We start from the raw sequence: 22400 nt of genomic DNA on the forward strand, positions 1-22400 counted from the left end.
AGGTTCCCCATGACCGACGCACCCGCGGCGCCCACCGGCGCCCCCGCGCGCCTCACCACCCTGGATGCCCTCGAGGCCGAGGGCATCCACATCATCCGCGAGGCGGTCGCCACCGCGCGCAAGCCCGTGCTGCTGTTCTCCGGCGGCAAGGACTCCGTCGTGGTGCTCCACCTCGCGACCAAGGCGTTCTGGCCAGGACGCGTGCCGTTCGAGCTGCTCCACGTCGACACGGGCCACAACTTCGACGAGGTCATCGAGTTTCGCGATCGCACCGTCGAGCGCCTCGGCCTGCGCCTGCAGGTCGCGAAGGTGCAGGACTACATCGACGACGGCCGCCTGCGCGAACGCCCCGACGGCACGCGCAACCCGCTGCAGACCGTGCCGCTGCTCGACGCGATCGCGGGACACAAGTACGACGTCGTGTTCGGCGGCGCGCGACGCGACGAGGAAAAGGCGCGCGCCAAGGAGCGCGTGGTGTCCCTGCGCGACGAGTTCGGCCAGTGGGACCCGCGCAATCAGCGTCCCGAGCTGTGGAACCTCTACAACCCCAAGCACCTGCCCGGACAGCACGTGCGCGTGTTCCCGCTGTCCAACTGGACGGAGCTCGACGTGTGGCGCTACATCGAGCGCGAGGGGATCGAGCTGCCGTCGCTGTACTACGCGCACGAGCGGCCCGTGTTCCAGCGCGACGGGATGTGGCTCACGCCCCACCCGTCCGTGACGGTGCGCGAGGACGATGCCGTGGAGACCCGCACGGTGAGGTATCGGACCGTGGGGGACGCGTCCTGCACGGGGGCCGTCGAGTCGCCCGCCGCGACGCTCGCCGAGGTGATCGCCGAGGTCGCCGCGACCCGCATCACCGAGCGCGGCGCGACCCGCGCCGACGACCGCCTCTCTGAGGCCGCCATGGAGGACCGCAAGAAGGAGGGCTATTTCTAATGGACACCCTGACCACCACGCCCTCGCTCCTGCGCTTCGCGACCGCCGGATCCGTCGACGACGGCAAGTCCACGCTCGTGGGGCGCCTGCTGCACGACACCAAGTCGATCCTCGCGGACGCGTACGAGGCGGTCGCGCGCGTGAGCCGCGAGCGCGGCGGCGAGACCGTCGACCTCGCGCTGCTCACGGACGGCCTGCGCGCCGAGCGCGAGCAGGGCATCACGATCGACGTCGCGTACCGCTACTTCTCGACACCGCGCCGCACGTTCATCCTCGCGGACTGCCCCGGACACGTGCAGTACACGCGCAACACCGTCACGGGTGCATCGACCGCCGACGCGCTGATCGTGCTCGTGGATGCACGCTACGGCGTGGTCGAGCAGACGCGCCGCCACCTCGCGGTGGCCGCGCTGCTGCGCGTGCCGCACGTGATCGTGGCCGTCAACAAGATCGACCTGCTCGACTATGCGGCCGGTCCGTACCGGTCGATCGCGCAGCACGTGCAGTCTCACGCCGAGGCCCTCGGGCTCACCAACGTCATCACGGTCCCCGTGAGCGCGCTCGTGGGCGACAACGTGGCCGTGCGCTCGGAGCGCACGCCGTGGTACGACGGGCCCACGGTGCTCGAGATCCTCGAGACCGTGCCGTCGATCGACGAGGGCGCCGACGCCATCGCCGCGGCTCACCGCCGCGGCATCGCTCACCCGACCGCGGCCGACGCCGAGGCCGCCCAGGTGGGCTGGCGCCTGCCCGTGCAGCTCGTGCTGCGACCGCAGGACGCCGCCCTGTCGCCCGAGTACCGCGAGTATCGCGGCTACGCGGGCCAGGTCGCCGAGGGCACCATCCGGGTGGGGGACGATGTCGTGGTCCAGCCCTCCGGGCGGCGCACCACGGTCGCTGGCATCGACACCGCGACGGGCCCGCTCGACGAGGCGCACGCCGGTCAGTCGATCGCGATTCGCCTCGCGGACGATGTCGACGTTGCGCGAGGGGACCTGCTGTCCTCCGCGTCGGACGCGCTCCAGCCACGCCGCACGTTCCACGCTCACGTCGCGTGGCTCACGGATCGCCCGCTGCGCGTGCGCGATCGCGTGCTCGTGCAGCACGGCTCCGCGTTGGTCCAGGCGATGGTCGTCGCGATCGACGGCGTGCTCGACATCGCGCTGCCGGGAGGCACGCTCGATGCGTCGATCAAGCCGGGGCACGAGTTGCTGCTCAACGACATCGGCGTGGTCGAGCTCCAGCTCGCCCAGCCGCTCGCGGTCGAGGACTACGGGCGTCACCGCCGCACCGGCGCCTTCGTGCTCATCGATCCGCAGGACGGCTCGACGGTCGCCGCAGGCACCGCGCGCGCTCAGGCCCCCGGCCTGGGCGAGGACGCCTACCTGAGCATCTGATGGGCGCACCTGTCGCGATCGCCGATGTGGCGCAGGCGTTCCCCGGCCGGTCCGGGGAACGCCTCGCTCTCGACGGCATCGACCTGTCCCTCGCACCGGGCGAACTCGTGTGCGTCGTGGGCCCCTCGGGCTGCGGAAAGTCGACGCTGCTCGACCTCGTGGCGGGGCACACGCGACCCGCGCGCGGATCCGTGGCCGTCGACGGCAGCCCCGTCACGGGCCCCGGCCCCGATCGCGTCATGGTGTTCCAGGAGCACGCGCTGTTCCCGTGGCTGTCCGTCGCGGACAACGTCGGGTTCGGGCTCAAGCAGGCTGGCGTTCCGGCCGCCGAGCGCGAGTCGACCGTCGCGCGCTGGCTCGCCAAGGTGGGCCTGACCGATGCCGCATCGCTCCACCCACACCAGCTGTCGGGCGGCATGCGCCAACGCGCGGCACTCGCCCGCGCCTTCGCGATGCGACCCGCTGTCCTGCTGATGGACGAGCCCTTCAGCGCGCTCGACGCCCCGTCGCGCGACCGCCTCCACGTCGAGCTCCAGGAGCTGTGGCGCGAGACCGGCACGACGATTCTCTTCGTCACCCACAACGTGCGCGAGGCGGTCGCCCTGGGTGACCGCGTCATCGTCCTGTCCTCCGGGCCCGGGCGCATCATCGGCGACGTTCGCGTGTCCCTCGCCCGTCCGCGCGTCGTGGAATCCGAGCGCGTGGTCGCGCTCGCCCAGGATGTGCGCCGGCTGCTCGACGCCGCGGACCAGCTGGGCATCGCGGCGCCGCGCGGTGGGGAGGACGACCATGTCGTCATCTGACGCGTCCCCGGTCGCACGCACGCCCGCGTGGCGTCGCGGCGGGCCCATCGTCGTGGTGGGGCTCGCGTTGTTGGGGCTGTGGGCCCTCCTGTCGCTCACCCTCGACGCGCTCCCGGGTCCGGCCGCGACGGGGGCCGAGCTGTGGCAGATGGCTCTCGACGGGCGCTTCGCGTCGATCTTCGCGCGCGTCACGCTGTTCATGGGCGGCTGCTTCGCGGTCGCCGCGGTGGTGGGCGTCGCGCTAGGGCTCGTGATCGGCTCCCGGCCCGCGGTCGACCGCGGGCTCTCTCCGTACCTCGCGGCCCTGCAGGGCATGCCGACGTCGATGTGGATCCCGGTGGCCGCGATCGTGCTCGGCACCTCCCCGTGGTCGCTCGCGGCCGTCGTGAGCATCGGCGCGATGCCCGCGGTGATCCTCGGCACCCGCACCGCCGTGAAGAACGTGCCGCCGCTGCTGCTGCGGGCGGGGCGCACCTTCGGGGCCGATGGCGGGACGCTGTTGCGACACGTCACGCTCCCCGCCGCGCTGCCCGGCATCATGACCGGTCTCGAGCTGGGCTGGTCGATCGCGTTCCGCTGCCTGGTGGCCGGCGAGATCTTCTCGGGCGCACTGTCGGGCACCGGGATCGGCGACGTGATCCAGCGTTCGCGCGAGACCGGCGACATCACGGAGATGATGGCGACCATCCTCATCGTGCTCGCCTTCACGATGCTCGTGGACCGGCTGGTGTTCGCGCGGGTCCAGCACCGGCTGCGCGTGTCGCGCGGACTGGTCGACGCGGGCCTGCCGCACTGACGCTGCGCCGACTCAGCGCCCTCCCGCGGCTCCGCCACACGCTCACCCTGCCGCGGCTCCGCCACACGCTCACCCTGCTGCGGCTCCGCCACACGCTCACCCTGCCGCGACTCCGCCACACGCCCGCGACGGTGGTGGTCCCATAGCGCGCCGGAATCCCTCGATACCGACCATGGGTGTCCCATTGCAGTGACGGCGTGTGGCGGAGCCGGCGGGGGTAGGAGGTGCCGGCGGGTAGCTCGTGTGGCGGAGCCGCGAAACCGTGTGGCGGAGCCGCGTGGGGGGCGGGCTACCCGAGCTCGTGGTGGCGTTGCAGGAACGCCGCCATCGCGTCGCGGGTGATCGACGCGAGCGGTCGATACTCGACCCCTCCGTCCACCTCCCAACCCTCCGTGATGCCCTGGCTCTCGAGCCACGTGATCTCGTCGTAGAACACCCGACCGGGAGCCACGTCGAGGAACGGCGACTCCGCCGGAGCCTCCCACGCGGGCGAGTCCGCATAGCGGTACATGAAGGCCGCCATCGCGTCGCGCGTGATCGTGGCCAGCGGCCGGAACTCACGTCCGCCGTCGACCTCCCAGCCCTCGGTGATGCCCTGCGCCTCGAGCCACGTGATCTCCGCGTAGAACTCGGTGCTGGTGGGCGTCACGTCGAGGAACGGCGAGACCTCCGGGGCCTCCCACTCGGGCGAGCCCGCGTAGCGGTAGAGGAAGGCCGCCATCGCGTCGCGCGTCACGGGAGACAGCGGGCGGAAGGAGAACGTGCCGTCCCCGTTGTCCCATCCCTTCGAGATCCCCTCGGCGGCGAGCCAGCCGATCGCCGCCGCGTGCTCGCTGTACAGGGGCGACTCCGGGTCCTCCGAGACGTCGGCGAAGGCCGGCGCCGGGGCATCGTCCTGGCCCTCGACCAGCACCGCGACCGTGCGCGCGGGCACCGTGACCTCGCCTGCGGCGGCGTCCCACGACGTCGAGCGCACCACGTCATCCGAGCCCTCGGCGAGCGCGGGGGTGAGCGCGAACTCGCGTCCCGCGAGCGCCGCGATCTCCTGCGTGGTCGCCTCGGGCGAGGCGTTGAACACGACGAGCGCGCCGGCGAGGTCGGGGTCGACGTCGGCCCCCACGAGGTCGTCGATGAGCATGACGATCACTCCGGGCGTCGCGTCGGGACCGCTGCCGGGGAAGGACACCTTCTCCGTGATGAGCTCGGCCGAGCCGAGCCGCAGCAGCGGAACCTCCGTGCGCACGCGCAGCAGGTCGAGTGCGGCGGCCTCCGCCTGGGCGATGTCCGCTGCCGTGGGCTTGAGATCTCCGTTCGCGAGCAGCGGCGCCATGACAGACCACTTGCCCTCGTTGTCCGCGGCCGGCGGGAGCCCCGAGCCGAACGTCGACTCCTGGCCCGTCCAGTCGATGCGGTTGAACCAGTCGCCCGAGTTGTAGCTGTTGCGGTCCAGCGACTTCGACCGCAGCAGCTCCGTGCCCGCATGCCAGAACGACGGCGTCTGGGCGAGGGTCGCGGTCGCGAGCGACAGCGTGTTCATGCGGACGCGGTCCTCCATCGACGTGTCGACGGGCAGCTTGAGGACGCTCAGGTCGTACAGCGTCTCGTTGTCGTGAGCGTCGACGTAGGTGACGACCTCGTCGGGCTGGTCGGCGTAGCCGGCGGGCGAGCCACGGTAGTCGAGCTCGTCGCCCGCGCGCACCGTGCCATCCGACGCGAGCAGCTCGAGGTCCCGCAGGTTCCCCGCGAGTCCCAGCCGGACCAGATCGGCCTCGTGAGCGAGCGCCGCGAGCGCCTCCTCGGTGGAGCCGTTGACGGGGTCGCCGTTGGGGTCCGTGCCGAGACCGGTGCCGAATCCCTGACGGAACGTCGACGACGAGTCGACCGGGCTGCCGCCGTGGACGGCATCCCTCAGCCGGTCGGAGAAGGTGCCGATGCCGGTCCCCCCGAGCTGCCCCTGGGTCGCCTGGTCGAAGAGAGCGTTGTCCGCCACCTCGCCGAAGTTCCAGCCCTCGCCGTAGAGGTAGATCGACGAGCCGTCGACGCCGTCCTCGGCGAGCGTGAGCGCGTCGAGCGCCGCACGAATGTCGAGCATGTTCTCGCGAGAGTGGTGGCCCATGAGGTCGAAGCGGAAGCCGTCGACCTTGTAGTCCGCCGCCCACGTCACCACGGAGTCGACCATGAGCTTGCCCGCCATCGCGTTTTCCGTCGCGACGTTCTGGCAGCAGGTCGAGGTCTCGACCGTGCCCGTGTCGCTCAGGCGGTGGTAGTAGCCGGGCACCACGCGATCGAGCACCGACTTCTCCCCCTGACCCGACTGCGCGGTGTGGTTGAAGACCTGGTCGAGGACCACCTGGAGGCCGTCCTCGTGCAGCGCGCCGACCATCTCGCGGAACTCCGCGACACGCGCGCCGCCGTCGGCATCCACCGCGTACGAGCCCTCGGGCACCGTGTAGTGGAAGGGGTCGTAGCCCCAGTTGAAGCCGTCGGTGTCGGCCACCGCGGCGACGCATGCCTGCTGCTCCTCCGAGTCGGGAGCCATCGACGCGAGGTCGCAGTCCGGCTGCTGCTGGAGCGTGCGGTCCTCCTCGATGGTCGCGATGTCGAACGAGGGCAACAGGTGCACCGTCGTGATGCCCGCGTCCGCGAGCTCGCGCAGCTGCGCGCGTCCCGCACCCTCGCGGGTGAAGGCGCGGTAGGTGCCGCGCTCCTCGGCGGGCACCGAGGCGTCACCGATCGAGAAGTCGCGGATGTGGAGCTCGTAGATCGCCTGGTCGACCGCGCGGTCGACGACGGGCGCCGGAGTCTCCTCCCACGTCTCGGGCCGGAATGCGGGATCATCGAGGTCGACCGCGACAGAACGCGTCGAGTTCAGCGTCAGCGCGACCGAGTACGGGTCGGTCACTGCGTTGAGCTCGATCTCGCCGCTGCTCGGGGAGAACACCTCGAGCTCCCACAGGTACTCGGCGCCGTCGAGGGAGCCGTCGCCCGCGACGCTCCACACACCGCTGTCCGCGTCCCACGTGGCCTCATGACGCGCGGGGTCTCCCGCCGCACCGGGGCCCCACGTGAGCAGCGTCGCTGCGCGAGCCGTGGGCGCCCAGACGCGGAAGTCGATTCCTCCGTCGCCGTAGACCGCGCCCAGGTCGACGCCGTCGGCCGCCTCCGCGTAGAGGGCGTCGAGGACGCCCGCCACCTGCACGCCCGTGAAGGCCGTCAGCGCGTCACCGTCGCGGCGTGCGACGGCGAGCTCTCCGCGCAACAGCGCGGCCGCATCCTCGCGCGTCAGTTCGACGCGCAGCGCGACATAGCCCTCGAGGGCACGGAATCGCTCGAGCTGGGCCGCGGTGAGGCCCCCCTCGACCACGCTCAGCGCGACCGGCTCGCCACCCGAGACGTCGGAGCCCGCCGCCTCGAGTGTCGCGTCGGCGGATCCGTACAGCTGCCAGCCCTCCCCAGAACCCAGGTCTGCCGGCACCGCGAGGGTCTGGGCGTCGATCCAGTACGCGCGCGACTGTCCCGCGCCGGGCAGCGGCGGGTTCGCGACCTCGATCTCGAGCAGGTGCGTCGCGATCTCGTAGCGGAAGGTCACGAGCTCGCCCTCCTCCGTCGAGAACGCGTAGTTCGCGCCGCCGGGCGCGCCGTCCTGTCCGTAGTTCTCCGCCCAGCCCAGCCCGTGCGCGACCTTGACCTCGTAGGCGCCTGCCGGGATGTCGGCCGTCGAGAACTCGTAGACGCCGTCCTTGTCGCCGTCGGCCATGAGGCTCGCGAGGCAGTCGGGTGCCCAGTCCCCCGGGCAGCCGATCTCGGACTGATACGAGCCGGGCAGCGTGACCGCGGGACCCTCCGCGCTCGACTGCACCTGGTTGCTGCGCGAGTCGAAGTAGAAGGTGAGGGGACCACCGTCGTGCGAGATGGCGATGTTGCTGCCGTCCCTCACGGCGTTCGCGCCGTAGTTGATGGTCCAGCTGCCGTCGATCGCGGCCTTGTACTCGTAGTCGCCCGCCGCCACGTCGAACGTCCCTGACCACACGCCGCCGGGACCCTCGGTGAGCATCGCGGCCTCGCACGCCGGCTGCCAGTCGCCCGCGCAGCCCATCTCGGAGTTGAGGCTGCCCGCGATGGTCACGGACTCGATGCCCTGCTCGGGCTCCTCCTCGACCGCGACCGCGACCGCGTGACCCACCGACGCATAGGTCGATGCCGCGGAGCGCTGGCCCGCCGCGTCGACCGTCACGACGCGGTACTCGATCAGCGTGCCCGCGTCGAGCCCGCGCACGTCGTGGAAGACGCGCGGGGTGGTCGTCTCGGACGTGCCGAGCGGCGTCCACGTGTCGGCGCCCACGACGCGCCACGCGAACGACGTCTCGCGCCACGAGTCGTCGACGTCAGCACTCACGGCGACGGAGCCGGACACGCCGGCCCCGGGAGCCGGGGCGACGACGGACACCGGCGAGGCCTCCGCGGGTGCCGTGACCTGGGCATCGGCCCGCAACACGACGGCCCCGAGCGCGGGGACCGTCACCGAGGCGACTCCCGAGGCGTCGGACGCGACCGTGCCCGCGCCGCCATAGAGGGTCTCGAAGGTCGCCCCCGCGGTCAGCGTGGGGATGTCGACGGTCGACTCGGACGCGGAGTTGTTGAGCGCGACCAGGTACTCGACGCGCTGGTCGCGGTCGACGCGCGAGAAGGCGTAGACGCCCGCGCCCGACTCGGCGTAGCGCTCGATCTGCGCTCCGGTCGCGAGCGCGGGGTGCGCCTCCCGCAGCGCGGACAGCGCGGCGATGTGCTCGTACAGCACGGCGTCCGTGTCGTAGCGGTCGACCGCGCCCGCGGTCTCACCCGTGAGCAGCGCCTGGTCGGTGAACTCGTCGACCTGCGACGCGAACAGCGACTGACGCGCGCTCTTGTCATTGCCGGGGTCGGCGCCCGCGAAGCCCTGCTCGTCGCCGTAGTAGACCACCGGTTGGCCGCGACCCAGGAACATCAGCTCGTGGGCGAGCTCGGTGCGCTCGAGGGCGGAATCCGTGCCCTGGAGGAAGTACCCCACGCGCCCCATGTCGTGATTGCCCAGGAACGTGGGCAACGCGCCAGCGGACGTCGAGGGAGTCGTGTAGTAGTCGTCCCCCGCGTACAGCGAGCGCAGGCCCCGCGCGGAGTTGCCGCTCGCGAAACTCACGGCGGAGGACTGGAACGTGAAGTCGAGCACCGAGTTCATGTCCGTGTCACGCACGTATGGCGAAAGCTTGACGGGGTCCGCGTCGTAGACCTCGCCGAACATGAAGAAGTCCGGCTTGCCGTTCGCGTGCGCGTAGTCGAGCACCTCGGTGCTCCACTCCTCCCAGAACTCGAAGTTGACGTGCTTGGCGGTGTCGATGCGGAAGCCGTCGATGCCCAGGTCGATCCAGTCCTGGTACACGTCGACGAAGCCGCCGACCACGGTCGGGTGCTCCGTCATGATGTCGTCGAGACCCACGAAGTCGCCGTACGTGACCGACTCCCCCGTCCACGTCGAGTCGCCGCGGTTGTGATAGAGCGTGGGGTCGTTGAGCCACGCGGGGACCTTGGCGTCCGCGTCGGCCGGCGAAATCACGGGCGTGTAGGGGAACGATGTCGCGGCGTCCAGGGCGGGGAAGGTTCCAGTTCCCGCGTAGTCGGCCGGGTCGAACGGCTCGCCGTCCTCGTCGAGGTACGGCTCCACCGACTTCTCGATGTACGCGTACTCGCCTTCCTCGTACGCGATCACGTCGGCGGTGTGGTTGGTGATGATGTCGAAGTAGACCTTGATGCCGCGGTCGTGGGCGTCCGCGATGAGCGCCTCGAGCTCCGCGTTGGTGCCCAGGTGTGGGTCGATCTGCGTGAAGTCCGTGACCCAGTAGCCGTGGTAGCCGGCGCTCGCGTTGACGCCCTCGCCCTGGACGGGGCGGTTCTTGAAGGAGGGGGTCAGCCAGATCGCCGTCGTGCCCAGCCCCTCGATGTAGTCGAGGCGATCATGCAGTCCCGCGATGTCGCCGCCGTGATAGAAGCCCTTGTCCGTCGGGTCGAACCCGTGGTCGAGCCGGTCGCCCTCGATGGCCGCGGTGTCGTTGCTCGGGTCTCCGTTCGCGAAGCGATCGGTCATCACGAAATAGAACTGCTCGTCGCTGCCGGGCTGTCGCGCGGGGGCCGCGACCAGGGCATCGTCCTCGTCCGTGTACTCGCCCCGCACGGACAGCACCTCGAGCCCCACGCGCTTGGCGGCATCGTCGAACACGAAGCGCAACGTCGCGGCCTCGGGAAGCACGAGCGGGATATTGTCGGCGCCGCCGTTCAGCCCGTAGGCCTCGTCCCACGCATCGTCCACCGCGACCTTGTACTCGTAGGTCCCGGCCGGCACGTCGAACTGCGCGGCGTAGAGGTCCGGGGTGTCGGTCGCGAGCAGTTCCGACTCCCCACAGTCGGGCTGCCAATCGCCTGGACAACCCACCTCGCTCTGCAGGTCGCCCACGAGGGCGAAGGAGCGCTCGGCGGCCGATGCCGCGGGAGCGGTGACGACCACGAGGGCGCCGGAGAGGGCAAGGAGGGCGAGGGCGGAGGTACTGCGCGACGGCTTGAACAAGGAGCGCTCCAGGGTCCGAGGGTCCACGACGGTGTGGGCCCGATCACGACGGTGTGATGGTGATCTGGTCGATCGTCGGCGAGCCTAGCCAGATATGCAAGCGCTTGCAAGCCCATCCGGCGGCGCGTGCGGCGGCTCGGCCGTAGCAGAAGGTGGTTTCCGCGCCCCTCTTGACCGATTCGTCCCCTTTGTGGGTACAGTGGGCCAGCCGGAACGCTTCACGACCCGGCACCGCAGGGCGCCCCTCGGGTGCGCCACCGCCGCAGACGTCGATCTCCACCTCATCCTCGCAAGCGCTTGCGCTCCTCGAGAGGAGAAGATCGTGACGTCTCCCGCGCCCGACCGTCGCGCACCCACGGGCGCCGCGCGCTCCTCGGTTCAGCAGTCCCCGGTGATGACGCTGCTCGTGCTCGTCGCCACGCTCGGCATCCTCGTGTACTCGGCGTTCCTGCTCAACCCCGCGAACCGGGGCGACGTGATCCCGTGGGTGCTGGTGATCTCGGCCGAGTCGATCCTGGTCTTCCACGCCCTGCTGTCGATGTGGACCATCCTCGCCGGCGGCAACGATCCGCGTGACTTCACGTATCACCGTGCTCGCGACGCGCTCTTCGGCCGCTCCGGCGCGGGAGACCCCACCCAGTGGCCCCTCGAGATCGCGGGGCGTCGCGTGACCGTCGACGTCTTCGTCACCGTCTACGGCGAGGATGTCGAGGTGGTGCGCCGCACGGTCGCCGCGGCCGTGGCGATTCGCGGCCGCCACCGCACGTGGGTGCTCGACGACGGCCGTAGCGATCAGATCCGCGATCTCGCGGCCGAGCTCGGCGCGCGATACGTGAGGCGGCTGAGCTCGGGCGGCGCCAAGGCGGGCAACGTCAATCACGCGCTCACGCTCGCGCGGGGCGACTTCTTCGCCGTCTTCGACGCGGACTTCGTCCCCGACCCCGCGTTCCTCCACGAGACCATGCCGTTCTTCGCCGACGACGCGGTCGCGTTCGTGCAGACGCCGCAGACCTATGGCAACCTGCACACCACGATCGCCAAGGGTGCGGGCTACATGCAGGCGGTCTTCTACCGGTTCGTGCAGCCCGGGCGGAATCGCTTCAACGCCGCGTTCTGCGTCGGCACCAACGTGGTCTTCCGACGCGCCGCAATTGATGCCGTTGGCGGCATCTACACGGACTCGAAGTCCGAGGACGTGTGGACCTCGCTCGTGCTTCACGAGCAGGGATGGAGATCGGTCTACATCCCGACCGTCCTCGCGATCGGGGATGCCCCCGAGACGGTGGAGGCGTATGCCAAGCAGCAGCTGCGCTGGGCGACGGGCGGCTTCGAGATCCTCTTCACGCACCATCCGCTGAGCCCGCGCAGGCGCCTCAGCGCGGATCAGCGCATCCAGTACTTCGTGACCGCGACGTTCTACCTCACGGGCATCACGCCGCTGCTGCTCTTGCTGGTGCCTCCGCTCGAGATCTACCTCGACCTGCGCCCCATGGACCTGTCGATCTCCGTGGGCACCTGGTTCCTCTACTACGCCGGTTTCTACCTCATGCAGATCGGCCTCGCGTGGTTCACCCTCGGCTCCTTCCGCTGGCAGACCCTCACGCTCGCGGCGGTGTCGTTCCCGATCTACCTCAAGGCGCTCGTCAACGCCTTCACCCACCGCGACGTGGGGTGGCAGTCCACGGGGACGGCCCGCGGCGCGTCGCCGTTCACGTTCATCGTGCCGCAGGTGCTCTTCTTCGTCTTCCTCGCGCTGACGTCGGTGGTCGCGGTATGGCGGGACTGGGGCAACGGGGTGCCGACACTCGCGACGGCGTGGAACCTCACCAACACGGTGATCCTCGGCGCGTTCCTGATGGCGGCCGCGCGCGAGGCTCGCGAGCTCCGCCGCGGTCGCGCCGGGCACGCCCACATCACCCTGCCGCCCGCACCCGCCGAGCCCGCGACCGGGCCCACGGTCGTGGTCGCGCGACCGGCCGCCGCCCCGGGCACCGAGGCGGCACCCCGGCCGGCGCCCACCCCGAACCCCACACGGACCCCGGCCTGGGCCACGGTGCTCGGGCCCGAGGAACGCCCCACGCGCGACGCGCCCGCCGCCCTACCGAGACGGCGCATGAGAAGGGAGCTGCGGACATGACATGGGGAAGCCGGGTGAAACTGTTCTTCGGACTCGTCGCCGTGCTGGTCGTGGTCGCGGCCCTCACCGTGATCTTCAACCAGCGCCAGACTCAGGTGCTCAGTTCCTCCTCCCAGATCGAGGCCGAGCACGTGGACGTGGGCACCGACTACGGCGGCCTCGTGGTCGAGCGGCACGTCGCCGAGGGCGATACGGTCGCAGAGGGCGATCGCCTGTTCGAGATCGAGAGCTTGTCGCTCGCGCGAGACGTCGAGCTCGGGCTGGTGGCGGGTGAGGGCGCCGCGGTGGACGCCGACGGGACCCTGCTCGTGCGGGCGTCCGTGTCGGGGACCGTCTCCGCGCTCATGGTCGACCAGGGCGCCTACGCGGGATCGGGCGGGGTCATCGCGACCATCGACCGCACGGGCTCGCTGTTCGCGACCGCTAGCTTCATCCTCTCGCCGCGGGACTTCGCTCGCATCGAGGACGGCGCCTCCGTCGACCTCAGGCTGCCGGACGGCCGCGAGATCACCGGCACGATCGCCGACCTGTCCGTGAGCACCATCGAGGGCGCGGCGCATGTCGACGTCCGCGTCGACTCGGACGCCCTGGTCGAGTCGGATCCCACGGGCCTCATGCGCCCCGGCACGCCCCTGGAGGCCACCATGCACCTGCGTGACGACGGCGTGCTGGCGGGGGTGTCCGATGCCCTGGACGACCTCGCGAGGAGGGTCGGGCTGTGAGCCGGCGGCCCGCGGCTGCCGCCGTCCTCGCGATCGCGCTCGCGATGGCGTTCGCGGTGACGGCGTGCGACGGGGGCGGCCGGCCGCCCGGCCCCTCGGCAAGCACGGAACCGTCCCCCGAGCCGGCCACCCCCGTGACGGTGCCCGCGGCGCGCGTCGACCCCCCCGACCCCAGCATCCTTCCCGACGCGGCGGCGCAGGACATCCCGCAGCGCATCGCGGACGGCGTGGTGCCACCCACGAACCGGTGGTACTCGGCCCTCGCGTTCGGCGAGCCGGGCCTGCCGGTGTTCCCCGCGCCGCTGTCGGTAAGGATGCTCGACGGCGGCGTCTCACTCGGCCTCACCCGGCCCGTCGCGAGCGCGGATGTGATCCTCGCGCCCGCCGTCGACGCGGTGTCGCTCACGATCGCGGGCGCGTCGGGGTATGGCGAGGTGGTCGAGGCGACGCCGGTCGCGGTCACGGTCGCGCTCGGTCCCGTCAACGTGACGCTCGCGCAGGGCGTACCCGCGGTGGGGCTCGAGTCGACCGGCGGCGCCGTGCTGACCCTCGGCACGACGTTTGCAGCCGTCGACGAGACCCTCGCCACGGCCACCGTCGACGGCACGGAGTACGCGGTCGCCGTCGCGCGCGGCTCGATCGACGGCGACGAGGTGAGCCTCGACCCCGGCGGCTCGGCACATGTCTTCGCCGTCCCCGCGGGCGGGTCCGCGCGGGCGTTCGCCGCGGCGCTGGGGGACGTCCCGCGTGGCGCCGAGGCCGGATTCGCGCTCGGCGACGCGGCCACGACCTCGGTGTCCTACGGCACTCGGCCCACGGTCGTGGCGGTCCCCGAGAGCCGCGCGGCGGGGCTTGACTGTGGCCTGGGCACGTACGCCACCATCCATGGCTCGTACGCGGTGTGCACGGCATCGTCCGTCACCTGGGACGTGCCGCTCGTCGAGCCGTCCGCCGCGCTCGACCTGTCCCAGATCACGGAGGCGCAGCGCGAGCAGATCGTCGCGGCGCTGCGGGCGGATGCCGGGGAGGCGGAGTTGCCCGCCGACACCTACTTCGGGTCGAAGGCCCTCTACCGGCTCGCGACCCTGCTCGCGGTGGCCGATGCCCTGGGCGAGGACGCGATCGCGGCCGATCTCCACGCACGGCTGGCCGAGCAGCTCGACCTGTGGGCCGATCCCGACGGCTGTCGCACGCGCGCCGAGCGGTGCTTCACGTACGACGGGGAGCTGCGCGGGGTGGTCGGGCTCGCGACGGCATTCGGATCCGAGGCCTTCAACGACCACCACTTCCACTACGGCTACCTGCTCTATGCCGCGGCCGTCGCGGGCGCACGCGACGGTGACCTGGCCGCGCGCATCGGTCCCGTGATGGACCTTGTCGCGGAGGACATCGCCGCGCCGGGCACGTCGGACGCGTTCCCGGTGCGACGGGCCTTCGACCCGGTCGCAGGACACTCGTGGGCCTCTGGATTCAGCCCCTTCGCCGACGGCAACAATCAGGAGTCCAGCTCGGAGGCGGTGCTCGCCCACAACGCGGTGGCTCTGTGGGCCGCGGTACGCGGCGACCTCGCCCTCGAGGAGTCCGCGAGGTGGATGCTCGCGGCCGAGTCGGAGGCGGCCCGGCGCCTGTGGCTCGCTCCTGACCTCACCGGTCTCGACGGCTACGCGCATGGAATCGTCGCGATCGAGTGGGGCGCGAAGCGCGACTACGCGACCTGGTTCAGCGCGGATCCCGCCGCGATGCTCGCGATCCAGATCATCCCCGCCCACCCCGCGGCGCCCGCCTACCTGTCCGCGGTGGATCCCGCGCGCATCGTCGCGTCCGTCGAGGAGGCGTGGGGCGACGCCACCCCGACCCAGTTCGCCGACTACCTGCTCATGTACCGGGCGCTCGCTGGCCCCGAACAGCGCGAGGCGGCGTGGCGCGAGGCGGTCGAGCTCCCCACGGAGGCGATCGACGGCGCGGTGTCCCGCACGTGGCTGCTCGCGTGGATCGCGGCGGCGGGGTCCGGCGGCACCGGGTAGCGGTGCCAGTTCAGGGACGGTGGCCCTGATCCCGGGGTGCCACCTGGTGCAACAATCGCAGCGTGACCCCTGCCCTCGACCGCCGCGGCCTGCTCTACGGCGCCTCCGCGTACTTCATCTGGGGGCTCTTCCCGATCTTCATGGCCGCCCTCGAGCCTGCCGGAGCGTTCGAGATCGTGGCGTGGAGGTCGGTGTCCTCGCTCGTCGTGTGCCTCGCGATCGTGCCCTTCGTGCGCGGCTGGGCGCGGATTGTCTCCGTGGTGCGCGATCGACGCGTGATGGCGCGGCTCGCGGTGGCCTCACTGGTGATCGCGGTCAACTGGGGCGTGATGGTCTACGCCGTCGTGACCGACCGCGTCGCGCAGACCTCGCTTGGGTACTACATCAATCCCCTCATCACCGTCGCCCTGGGCGTGGTGCTGCTGGGTGAGCGGTTGCGGCGACTGCAGGTCGTCGCGATCGGGGTCGCCGCGCTCGCCGTCGCGGTGCTCGCGGTCGAGATGGGCGGGCTGCCCTGGATCTCTCTCGCGCTCGCGTTCAGCTTCGCGATCTACTCGTTCGTCAAGAAGGACGTGGGCCACCGCGTCGATGCCCTCACCGGACTGACCGTCGAGACCGCGGTGCAGTTGCCGCTCGCGATAGGAGTGCTCGCGTGGGTGGGTGTGTCCGGACAGGCGACGCTCTTCGCACGCGGCGCCGAGGGCCTGGGCGGCTGGCACGATGCGCTACTGCTCACGACCGGCACGTGGACGGCAGGTGCGCTGCTGGTGTTCGCGGCGGGAGCCCGCAGGCTGCCGCTCAACGTGTCGGGATTGTTGCAGTACATCGCGCCCACCATGACGTTCGCGCTCGCGGTCTGGTACTTCCACGAGCCGATGCCCGCGGGACGCTGGGCGGGCTTCGCGCTGGTATGGGTCGCGCTGGTGATCATCACGATCGACTCGTGGCGCGCCCGCTCGCGCGTGCGCGACCCGCTGGCCGCGCAGTCGGGAGCCGTCACCGAGCCCGTGTAGCGGGCGGCGGCGGGTCAGGCCGCGCGGGCGACGAGCGCCTCGGAGAAGGCCACCAGCGCCGCCTTGACGTCACCCTCGGGCAGCGGCGCGATCGCCTGGGCCGCACGCGACGCCCACTCGCGCGCGAGCGCCGCGGTCTCGTCGACCACGGGGTGGGCCGCGAGGCGCGCCACCACGTCGGCGAGCACGGCATCGTCCGACAGGTCCCCGTCGATCGCCTCGAGAAGAGCGCGGTCGGCCTCGACCCCCGGGCCGCCCGCCGCCACCCGGCGGCGCAGCAACAACACGGGCATCGTCGGGACGCCCTCGCGCAGGTCCGTGCCCGGCGTCTTGCCGGTGGTCGCGGCGTCCGAGCGGACGTCGATGACGTCGTCCGCGAGCTGGAACGCGACGCCCGCATACTCCCCGTAGCTCGTCACCTGGTCGACCACGCCCACCGGGCAGCCGCCGAACATCGCGCCAAAGCGCGCGGAGGTCGCGATGAGGGATGCGGTCTTGTCCGCGAGCACCTGCAAGTAGAAGTCCACCGGGTCGTCGCCCTCGGCGGCGCCCACCGTCTCGTGGAGCTGGCCGAGGCACAGGCGCTCGAACGTCTCGGCCTGGATGCGCACGGCCTGCGGCCCCAGCCCGGCGACCACACGCGACGCGCGCGCGAACAGCAGGTCACCCGTGAGGATCGCGACCGAGTTGCCCCACACCTCGTGTGCCGCGGGCGCGCCGCGGCGCGTGGGGGCGGAGTCCATGACGTCGTCGTGATACAGCGTCGCGAGGTGCGTGAGTTCGACCACCACGGCGGCGTCGAGCACCTCGGGGCGAGCCCCGTCGCCCAGCTGCGCGCACAACAGCACGAGCATCGGGCGCAGCCTCTTGCCGCCCGCGTCGACCAGGTGCCGCGACGTGGCATCGGCGAGGGTGTCGGACTGCGCGACGGCGTCGCGCAGCCTCTCCTCGACCAACGCGAGCCGCGGCTGCAGCACCTCCGCCAGCGCGGAGTCGTCGATCGCGAGCGAGGACATGACTAGCCCGCCGCGCCGAGCAGCAGCACGCCGGCGTTCTCGAACAGCGACAGCACGGGGCCGGGCACGATGCCGAGCAGCACCACGCCGATCACCGTGATGGCCACCACGGCGCGCGCGAGCGGGCTGTGGTCAACCTCGACCGCGTCCTCCTGGCCCTCGGGAACGTCCGTGAGGAACATGAGCACGATGAGGCGCACGTAAAAGAATGCGGCGGCGGCGGACGCGATGACAGCGACGAGCACGAGCGGCCACGCGCCCTCGGACATCGCGGCGGAGAACGCCACGAACTTGCCCACGAAGCCCGCGGTCAGCGGAATGCCGGCGAACGAGAGCAGGAACAGCGCCATCGCTCCCGCGAGCCACGGCGAGCGGTGGCCGAGCCCGGCCCACTGGCCCAGGCGCGTCGCCTCGCCCAGCACGGTGCCGTCCTCGCCGCGCTCACGCACCTGCGTGATGACCGCAAACGCGCCCAGCGTCGCGAGTCCGTAGCTGAGCAGGTAGAACGGCAGTGCGCTGAGGGCATCGGCGGGGAAGCCCGCCAACGCCACGAGGATGAAGCCCGCGTGCGCGATCGACGAGTACGCGAGCATGCGCTTGAGCTCGGTCTGCACGAGCGCCACGACGGTGCCCAGCAGCATCGACAGAATCGCGACGGTCCAGATGAGCCACGACAGCTCCCACGCGAGGCCGTGAAGTGCCTCGTACGACACGCGGAGGAGCGCCGCGGTCGCCGCCGCCTTGGTGGCGGCCGCCATGAAGGCAGTGACCGGAGTCGGGGCGCCCTGATAGGCGTCGGGGGTCCACGAGTGGAAGGGCACCGCGCCCAGCTTGAACAACAGTCCCGACATGACCAGCACGGCGCCGGAGAGGATCAGCGGGTCGAGGCCCGTCACCGTGGCGATGCCCTCGGACACGCGCACGAAGTTCGTGTCTCCCGTCGCGCCGTACAGCAGCGCGGCGCCGAACAGGAACAGCGCCGACGAGAACGCCCCGAGCAGGAAGTACTTGAGCGCGCCCTCGTGGGAGAGGAAGCGGCGCCTGCGCGCGAGAGCGACCAGGATGTACAGCGGCAGCGAGAACACCTCGAGCGCGACGAACAGGAAGATGAGGTCCGTCACCGAGGTGAAGAGCATCATGCCGCCCACCGCGAACAGCGCGAGCGGGAAGACCTCGGTCACCTGGAAGCCCTTGCGACGCGCGAGGGTCTCCTCGGCGGTGCCGGGGGCAACCGAGCCGAGCGGGGTGAACGCCTCCTCGCCCGCGCGCGTGCGCGCGGCAAACAGCAGCGCGCCGAGCGCCCCGAAGACGAGGATGACGATCTGCCACGCGAGCGCCTGCCGGTCGACGGTCATCATGCCGTCGAGCACGATCGTGCCCGCGCCGTCGAGGGTCGCCCACTGCACCGCGGCGACCGCCGCCGCGGCCACGAGAGACACGACGGACAGCGTCAGCAGGACGATGCGCCGGGTGGCGGGGGTGCGCACGAACGACTCGATCAGGATCCCGATCGCGGCCGCGCCGAGCACGATGATGACGGGCGCCAGCGGCGCCCACGCGATCTCTGGGGTCACGAAGCTCACTCGCCAGCCTCCTCGATGGACACGATGGACACGAGGTCCGCGGCGGGCTCACGCAGGGTGTCGAGCGCGATGCCCGGCAGGAATCCGAGCACGAGCATGAGGCCCACCAGGGGCCACAGCACCGCACGCTCGCGCAGGGACAGCTCGGGCGTGGACGCGCGCTCCTCGCGCACGGGTCCCGTGAAGACCCGCTGGTACGTCAGCAACACGTAGAGGGCGGCCAGCACCACGCCGACCGCGGACACGATCACGGCGACCTTGGCCACGCCAAACGCGCCCACGAGCACCATGATCTCGGACACGAAGGGCGACAGTCCCGGCAGCGCGAGTGCGCTGAGGCCGATGACGAGGAACGTGCCTGCGAAGACAGGGACGACTCGCTGCAGTCCGCCGTATGCGGTGACATCCGCGGTGCCGTGGCGCTCGATGAGGAAGCCCACGACGAGGAACAACGCACCCGTCGAGAGGCCGTGGTTGAACATGTACAGCGCGGCACCCTCGATCGACGTCTGCGTGAACGCGAAGATGCCGAGCACCATGATGCCGAAGTGGCTCACCGAGGTGAAGGCCACGAGACGCAGCATGTTGACCTGGCCGATCGCGAGCAGCGCCCCGTAGATCACGGAGATGACGGCGAAGACGATGATCGCGGGCGCGGCCCAGCGCGCGGCGTCGGGGAACAGCGCGACGCCGAGCGTGATCATGCCGAACGTGCCGATCTTGTCGAGCACCGCGACCAGGAGCGCCGTGGTGCCGGGGCGTGCGTTCTCCGCGACGGTCGGCAGCCACGTGTGCACGGGGACCATGGGCGCCTTGATCGCGAAGGCGAAGAAGAACGCCAGGAAGATCAGCCGCTCGGTGGTGGTCGACAGCTCGAGGCCCGTGAGGTTGTCCGTGAGGAAGGCCTGCTCGCCGCCGGGGCCAGCGAAGTACAGCGCCACGACGCCCACGAGCATGACGAGCCCGCCCGCGAGGGAGTACAGCAGGAACTTCACCGCGGCGTAGCGGCGCTGCGCGCCGCCGAACGAGCCGATGAGGAAGTACAGCGGAATGAGCATCGCCTCGAACAGCACGTAGAACAGGAAGACGTCGCGCGCGGCGAAGATACCGACCATGAACGCCTGGCCCAGCAGGATCAGGGCGAGGTAGTGGGTCTGGCGACCCGGGGCATCGTCCTGACGCCATCCCGCGAGGATGACGAGCGGCACGAGGATCGCGGCCAGCACGATCATCAGGAGGCCGATGCCGTTGACGCCGAGCGCCCAGCTCGCGCCGATCTGCGGGATCCAGGCGTAGGTCTCGGAGAACTGGATGGAGCCGGCGGCCGCCGTGTCGAACTGGAGGAACAGGACGACGGCGAGCACGAGCTCGATGGCCGTGACGGCGAGCGCCACCTCACGCGCACGAGTGCGGGCGGCAGCGGGCAGGGCCCACAGCACGCCGGCGCCCAGCGCGGGCAGCGCGACCATGACGGTCAGGATCGGGAACATGGTTTAGAGACCCCCCTGCACCACGACGAAGATGACGATGACAAGACCCACGAGCATGGTCAGCGCATACGAGCGCACCTGGCCGTTCTGGGCGCGACGCACCACCTCGCCGGTACGTGACCAGGCCTCGGCCTGCTTGTCGACGGCACCGTCGACCACCGCGGCGTCCGCGTAGACGAGCGTGCGGGTGAGGTGAGTGCCGGGGCGCTCGAACACCCCGCGGTTGACCGAGTCCTGGAACATGTCGTTGCGCGCGGCGACCGTGGCGAGGGACGCCGTGGGGGCCGTCGTGGGGACGTCCGCGGCGCCGTACTTGCGCCATGCCCCCCACACGCCGAGCGCCACCAGGAGCAGCGTCGCGGTCATGATGACGGGGATGGGCAGCACGGGCTCGTGGTGCTCGACGTGACCCGTGACCGGCTCGAGCCAGTGGCTGAAACGGTCACCCAGCGCGAGGAAGAGGCCCAGGAAGGCCGACCCGACGGCGAGGATGATCATGGGAACCGTCATGAGGGCGGGCGACTCGTGCGGGTGCTGGTCGTCGGTCCAGCGCGCCTTGCCGTGGAACGTCATGAAGAACAGTCGGGACATGTAGAACGCGGTGAGTCCGGCGCCGATCAGCGCGGCGCCACCCAGGATCCAGGGCTGTGCGCCCTCACCCACGAACGCGGCCTCGATGATCTTGTCCTTGGACCAGAAGCCCGAGAACGGCGGCACACCCAGGATCGCGAGCCAGCCGAGGCCGAACGTGATCCACGTGGTGACCATCGCGGTGCGCAGCGCCCCGAAGCGGCGCATGTCGACCTGATCCTGCATGCCGTGCATCACCGATCCGGCACCCAGGAACATGCCCGCCTTGAAGAAGCCGTGCGTGACGAGGTGGAAGATCGCGAACGCGTAGCCGACCGGGCCGAGGCCGGCCGCGAGCATCATGTAGCCGATCTGCGACATCGTCGAGGCGGCGAGCGCCTTCTTGATGTCGTCCTTCGCGAGGCCGATCAGCGCACCGAGGATGAGCGTGAACGCACCGACCGCGGCGACCACCGTCTGCGCGGCGGGTGCACCCTCAAAGATCGGCGCCGAGCGCACGATGAGGTACACGCCGGCGGTGACCATCGTCGCGGCGTGGATGAGCGCGGACACGGGCGTGGGGCCCGCCATCGCGTCGCCCAGCCAGGACTGCAGCGGGAACTGTGCCGACTTTCCGGTCGCGGCGAGCAGCAGCATGAGGCCCGTCGCGGTGAGCGTCGCGGTGGACGCCTCAGGGGCGGCGGCGAACACGGTCGCGAAGTCCACCGCGCCGAAGCTCGCGAACATGAGGCCCATCGCGATGATGAGGCCGATGTCGCCCACGCGGTTGACCACGAAGGCCTTCTTGGCGGCGGTTGCGTACTCGGGCTTCTGGTTCCAGAACCCGATCAACAGGTACGACGCGAGGCCCACGCCCTCCCAGCCCACGAAGAGCAGGAGGAAGCTGTCGGCGAGCACCAGCAGCAGCATCGCCGCGACGAACAGGTTGAGGTACGCGAAGAAGATCCGGCGATTCGGGTCGTGCTCCATGTACGCCACGGAGTACACGTGGATGAGCGTGCCCACGAAGCTGACGAGCAGCACGAAGGTGAGCGACAGCGGGTCCACGAGCAGGCCGGCGTCGAGGTTGAGCTCGCCGCCGGGAATCCACGAGAACAGGTGCACCGCGTGCGAGCGCTCTTCCGCGTCGAGGCCGAGCATCTGGATGAAGGCGCCGAGACCGACGACGAAGGTCGAGCCGGAGGCGATCACCCCGAGCCAGTGTCCCCAGGGGTTGGCGCGCGTGCCCGCGAGGAGCAGCACGAGGCTGCTCGCCAGGGGCACGGCGATGAGGAGCCAGGTGAGGTCAAGCATG

At 71.0% G+C, this 22400-nt stretch carries 14 protein-coding genes; 8 read left to right on the forward strand and 6 right to left on the reverse strand.

Annotation, left to right across the window (positions count from 1 at the left end; genetic code table 11):
- Nucleotides 1-9: 9 nt before the first annotated feature.
- The 4 genes from cysD to ABEA62_RS07290 are packed head-to-tail and all read left to right on the forward strand — an operon-like array spanning nucleotide 10 to nucleotide 3935.
- Nucleotides 10-939, forward strand: a complete 930-nt coding sequence (gene cysD / locus ABEA62_RS07275) for a sulfate adenylyltransferase subunit CysD (RefSeq protein ID WP_286214899.1) — start codon at nucleotides 10-12, stop codon at nucleotides 937-939.
- On the forward strand, nucleotides 939-2336 hold the full coding sequence (locus tag ABEA62_RS07280; RefSeq protein WP_286214898.1) for a sulfate adenylyltransferase subunit 1: 1398 nt from the start codon (nucleotides 939-941) through the stop codon (nucleotides 2334-2336). Before cysD ends, ABEA62_RS07280 begins: the two co-directional genes overlap by 1 nt.
- A complete protein-coding gene (locus ABEA62_RS07285; protein ID WP_345379362.1) occupies nucleotides 2336-3139 on the forward strand; it encodes an ABC transporter ATP-binding protein in 804 nt (267 codons plus the stop codon). Before ABEA62_RS07280 ends, ABEA62_RS07285 begins: the two co-directional genes overlap by 1 nt.
- Nucleotides 3126-3935: an ABC transporter permease gene (locus tag ABEA62_RS07290; protein WP_286214896.1), complete on the forward strand. Its 810-nt coding sequence runs from the start codon at nucleotides 3126-3128 to the stop codon at nucleotides 3933-3935. The genes ABEA62_RS07285 and ABEA62_RS07290 overlap by 14 nt, the downstream gene beginning before the upstream one ends.
- Nucleotides 3936-4224: 289 nt before the next feature.
- Here the strand turns inward: ABEA62_RS07290 and pulA are convergent, their stop codons facing one another.
- Both pulA and ABEA62_RS07300 read right to left on the reverse strand, forming a co-directional pair.
- Entirely contained in the window at nucleotides 4225-10530 is a 6306-nt protein-coding gene (pulA, locus tag ABEA62_RS07295; protein WP_345379365.1) for a pullulanase-type alpha-1,6-glucosidase, read from the reverse strand.
- A 43-nt stretch (nucleotides 10531-10573) separates the two neighbouring features.
- Complete coding sequence (locus tag ABEA62_RS07300; RefSeq protein ID WP_286214895.1) at nucleotides 10574-10810, reverse strand: hypothetical protein; 237 nt, start codon at nucleotides 10808-10810, stop codon at nucleotides 10574-10576.
- Nucleotides 10811-10852: 42 nt separating this feature from the next.
- Here ABEA62_RS07300 and ABEA62_RS07305 point away from each other — a divergent pair, with 42 nt between their 5' ends.
- The 4 genes from ABEA62_RS07305 to rarD all read left to right on the forward strand — a co-directional run bounded on the left by ABEA62_RS07305 (nucleotide 10853) and on the right by rarD (nucleotide 16426).
- Nucleotides 10853-12667, forward strand: a complete 1815-nt coding sequence (locus ABEA62_RS07305; RefSeq protein ID WP_345379368.1) for a glycosyltransferase family 2 protein — start codon at nucleotides 10853-10855, stop codon at nucleotides 12665-12667.
- Nucleotides 12664-13389 (forward strand): efflux RND transporter periplasmic adaptor subunit, encoded by a 726-nt coding sequence (locus tag ABEA62_RS07310; protein ID WP_345379370.1) that lies wholly within the window; start codon nucleotides 12664-12666, stop codon nucleotides 13387-13389. Before ABEA62_RS07305 ends, ABEA62_RS07310 begins: the two co-directional genes overlap by 4 nt.
- Nucleotides 13386-15413, forward strand: coding sequence for a glycosyl hydrolase (locus tag ABEA62_RS07315; RefSeq protein ID WP_345379372.1), 2028 nt, complete (start codon nucleotides 13386-13388; stop codon nucleotides 15411-15413). The genes ABEA62_RS07310 and ABEA62_RS07315 overlap by 4 nt, the downstream gene beginning before the upstream one ends.
- A 62-nt stretch (nucleotides 15414-15475) precedes the next feature.
- The gene (gene rarD, locus ABEA62_RS07320) at nucleotides 15476-16426 is read left to right on the forward strand and encodes an EamA family transporter RarD (RefSeq protein ID WP_286214891.1); all 951 of its coding nucleotides are present in this window, start codon (nucleotides 15476-15478) and stop codon (nucleotides 16424-16426) included.
- A gap of 14 nt (nucleotides 16427-16440) precedes the next feature.
- On the opposite strand, the gene ABEA62_RS07325 is transcribed toward rarD, so the two are convergent.
- Genes ABEA62_RS07325 through nuoL form a run of 4 tightly spaced genes read right to left on the reverse strand, consistent with a single transcriptional unit; the run spans nucleotide 16441 to nucleotide 22399 of the window.
- On the reverse strand, nucleotides 16441-17442 hold the full coding sequence (locus ABEA62_RS07325) for a polyprenyl synthetase family protein (protein WP_345379375.1): 1002 nt from the start codon (nucleotides 17440-17442) through the stop codon (nucleotides 16441-16443).
- A 2-nt stretch (nucleotides 17443-17444) separates the two neighbouring features.
- A complete protein-coding gene (gene nuoN / locus ABEA62_RS07330; protein WP_286214889.1) occupies nucleotides 17445-19025 on the reverse strand; it encodes an NADH-quinone oxidoreductase subunit NuoN in 1581 nt (526 codons plus the stop codon).
- Nucleotides 19022-20515 (reverse strand): NADH-quinone oxidoreductase subunit M, encoded by a 1494-nt coding sequence (locus ABEA62_RS07335; RefSeq protein ID WP_286214888.1) that lies wholly within the window; start codon nucleotides 20513-20515, stop codon nucleotides 19022-19024. The genes nuoN and ABEA62_RS07335 overlap by 4 nt, the downstream gene beginning before the upstream one ends.
- Before the next feature lie 3 nt (nucleotides 20516-20518).
- Nucleotides 20519-22399, reverse strand: a complete 1881-nt coding sequence (nuoL, locus tag ABEA62_RS07340; RefSeq protein ID WP_345379378.1) for an NADH-quinone oxidoreductase subunit L — start codon at nucleotides 22397-22399, stop codon at nucleotides 20519-20521.
- Between the last annotated feature and the right edge of the window lies 1 nt (nucleotide 22400).

It is taken from the genome of Demequina sediminis (assembly GCF_039545075.1).
Lineage (GTDB): Bacteria > Actinomycetota > Actinomycetes > Actinomycetales > Demequinaceae > Demequina > Demequina sediminis.

Excerpts from the sequence above, each read along its gene's own strand:
- cysD (WP_286214899.1), top strand. The coding sequence starts at position 10 with ATGACCGACGCACCCGCGGCGCCCACCGGCGCCCCCGCGCGCCTCACC.
- ABEA62_RS07280 (WP_286214898.1), top strand. The coding sequence starts at position 939 with ATGGACACCCTGACCACCACGCCCTCGCTCCTGCGCTTCGCGACCGCC.
- ABEA62_RS07285 (WP_345379362.1), top strand. The coding sequence starts at position 2,336 with ATGGGCGCACCTGTCGCGATCGCCGATGTGGCGCAGGCGTTCCCCGGC.
- ABEA62_RS07290 (WP_286214896.1), top strand. The coding sequence starts at position 3,126 with ATGTCGTCATCTGACGCGTCCCCGGTCGCACGCACGCCCGCGTGGCGT.
- ABEA62_RS07310 (WP_345379370.1), top strand. The coding sequence starts at position 12,664 with ATGACATGGGGAAGCCGGGTGAAACTGTTCTTCGGACTCGTCGCCGTG.
- ABEA62_RS07325 (WP_345379375.1), bottom strand. The coding sequence starts at position 17,442 with ATGTCCTCGCTCGCGATCGACGACTCCGCGCTGGCGGAGGTGCTGCAG.
- ABEA62_RS07335 (WP_286214888.1), bottom strand. The coding sequence starts at position 20,515 with ATGTTCCCGATCCTGACCGTCATGGTCGCGCTGCCCGCGCTGGGCGCC.
- nuoL (WP_345379378.1), bottom strand. The coding sequence starts at position 22,399 with ATGCTTGACCTCACCTGGCTCCTCATCGCCGTGCCCCTGGCGAGCAGC.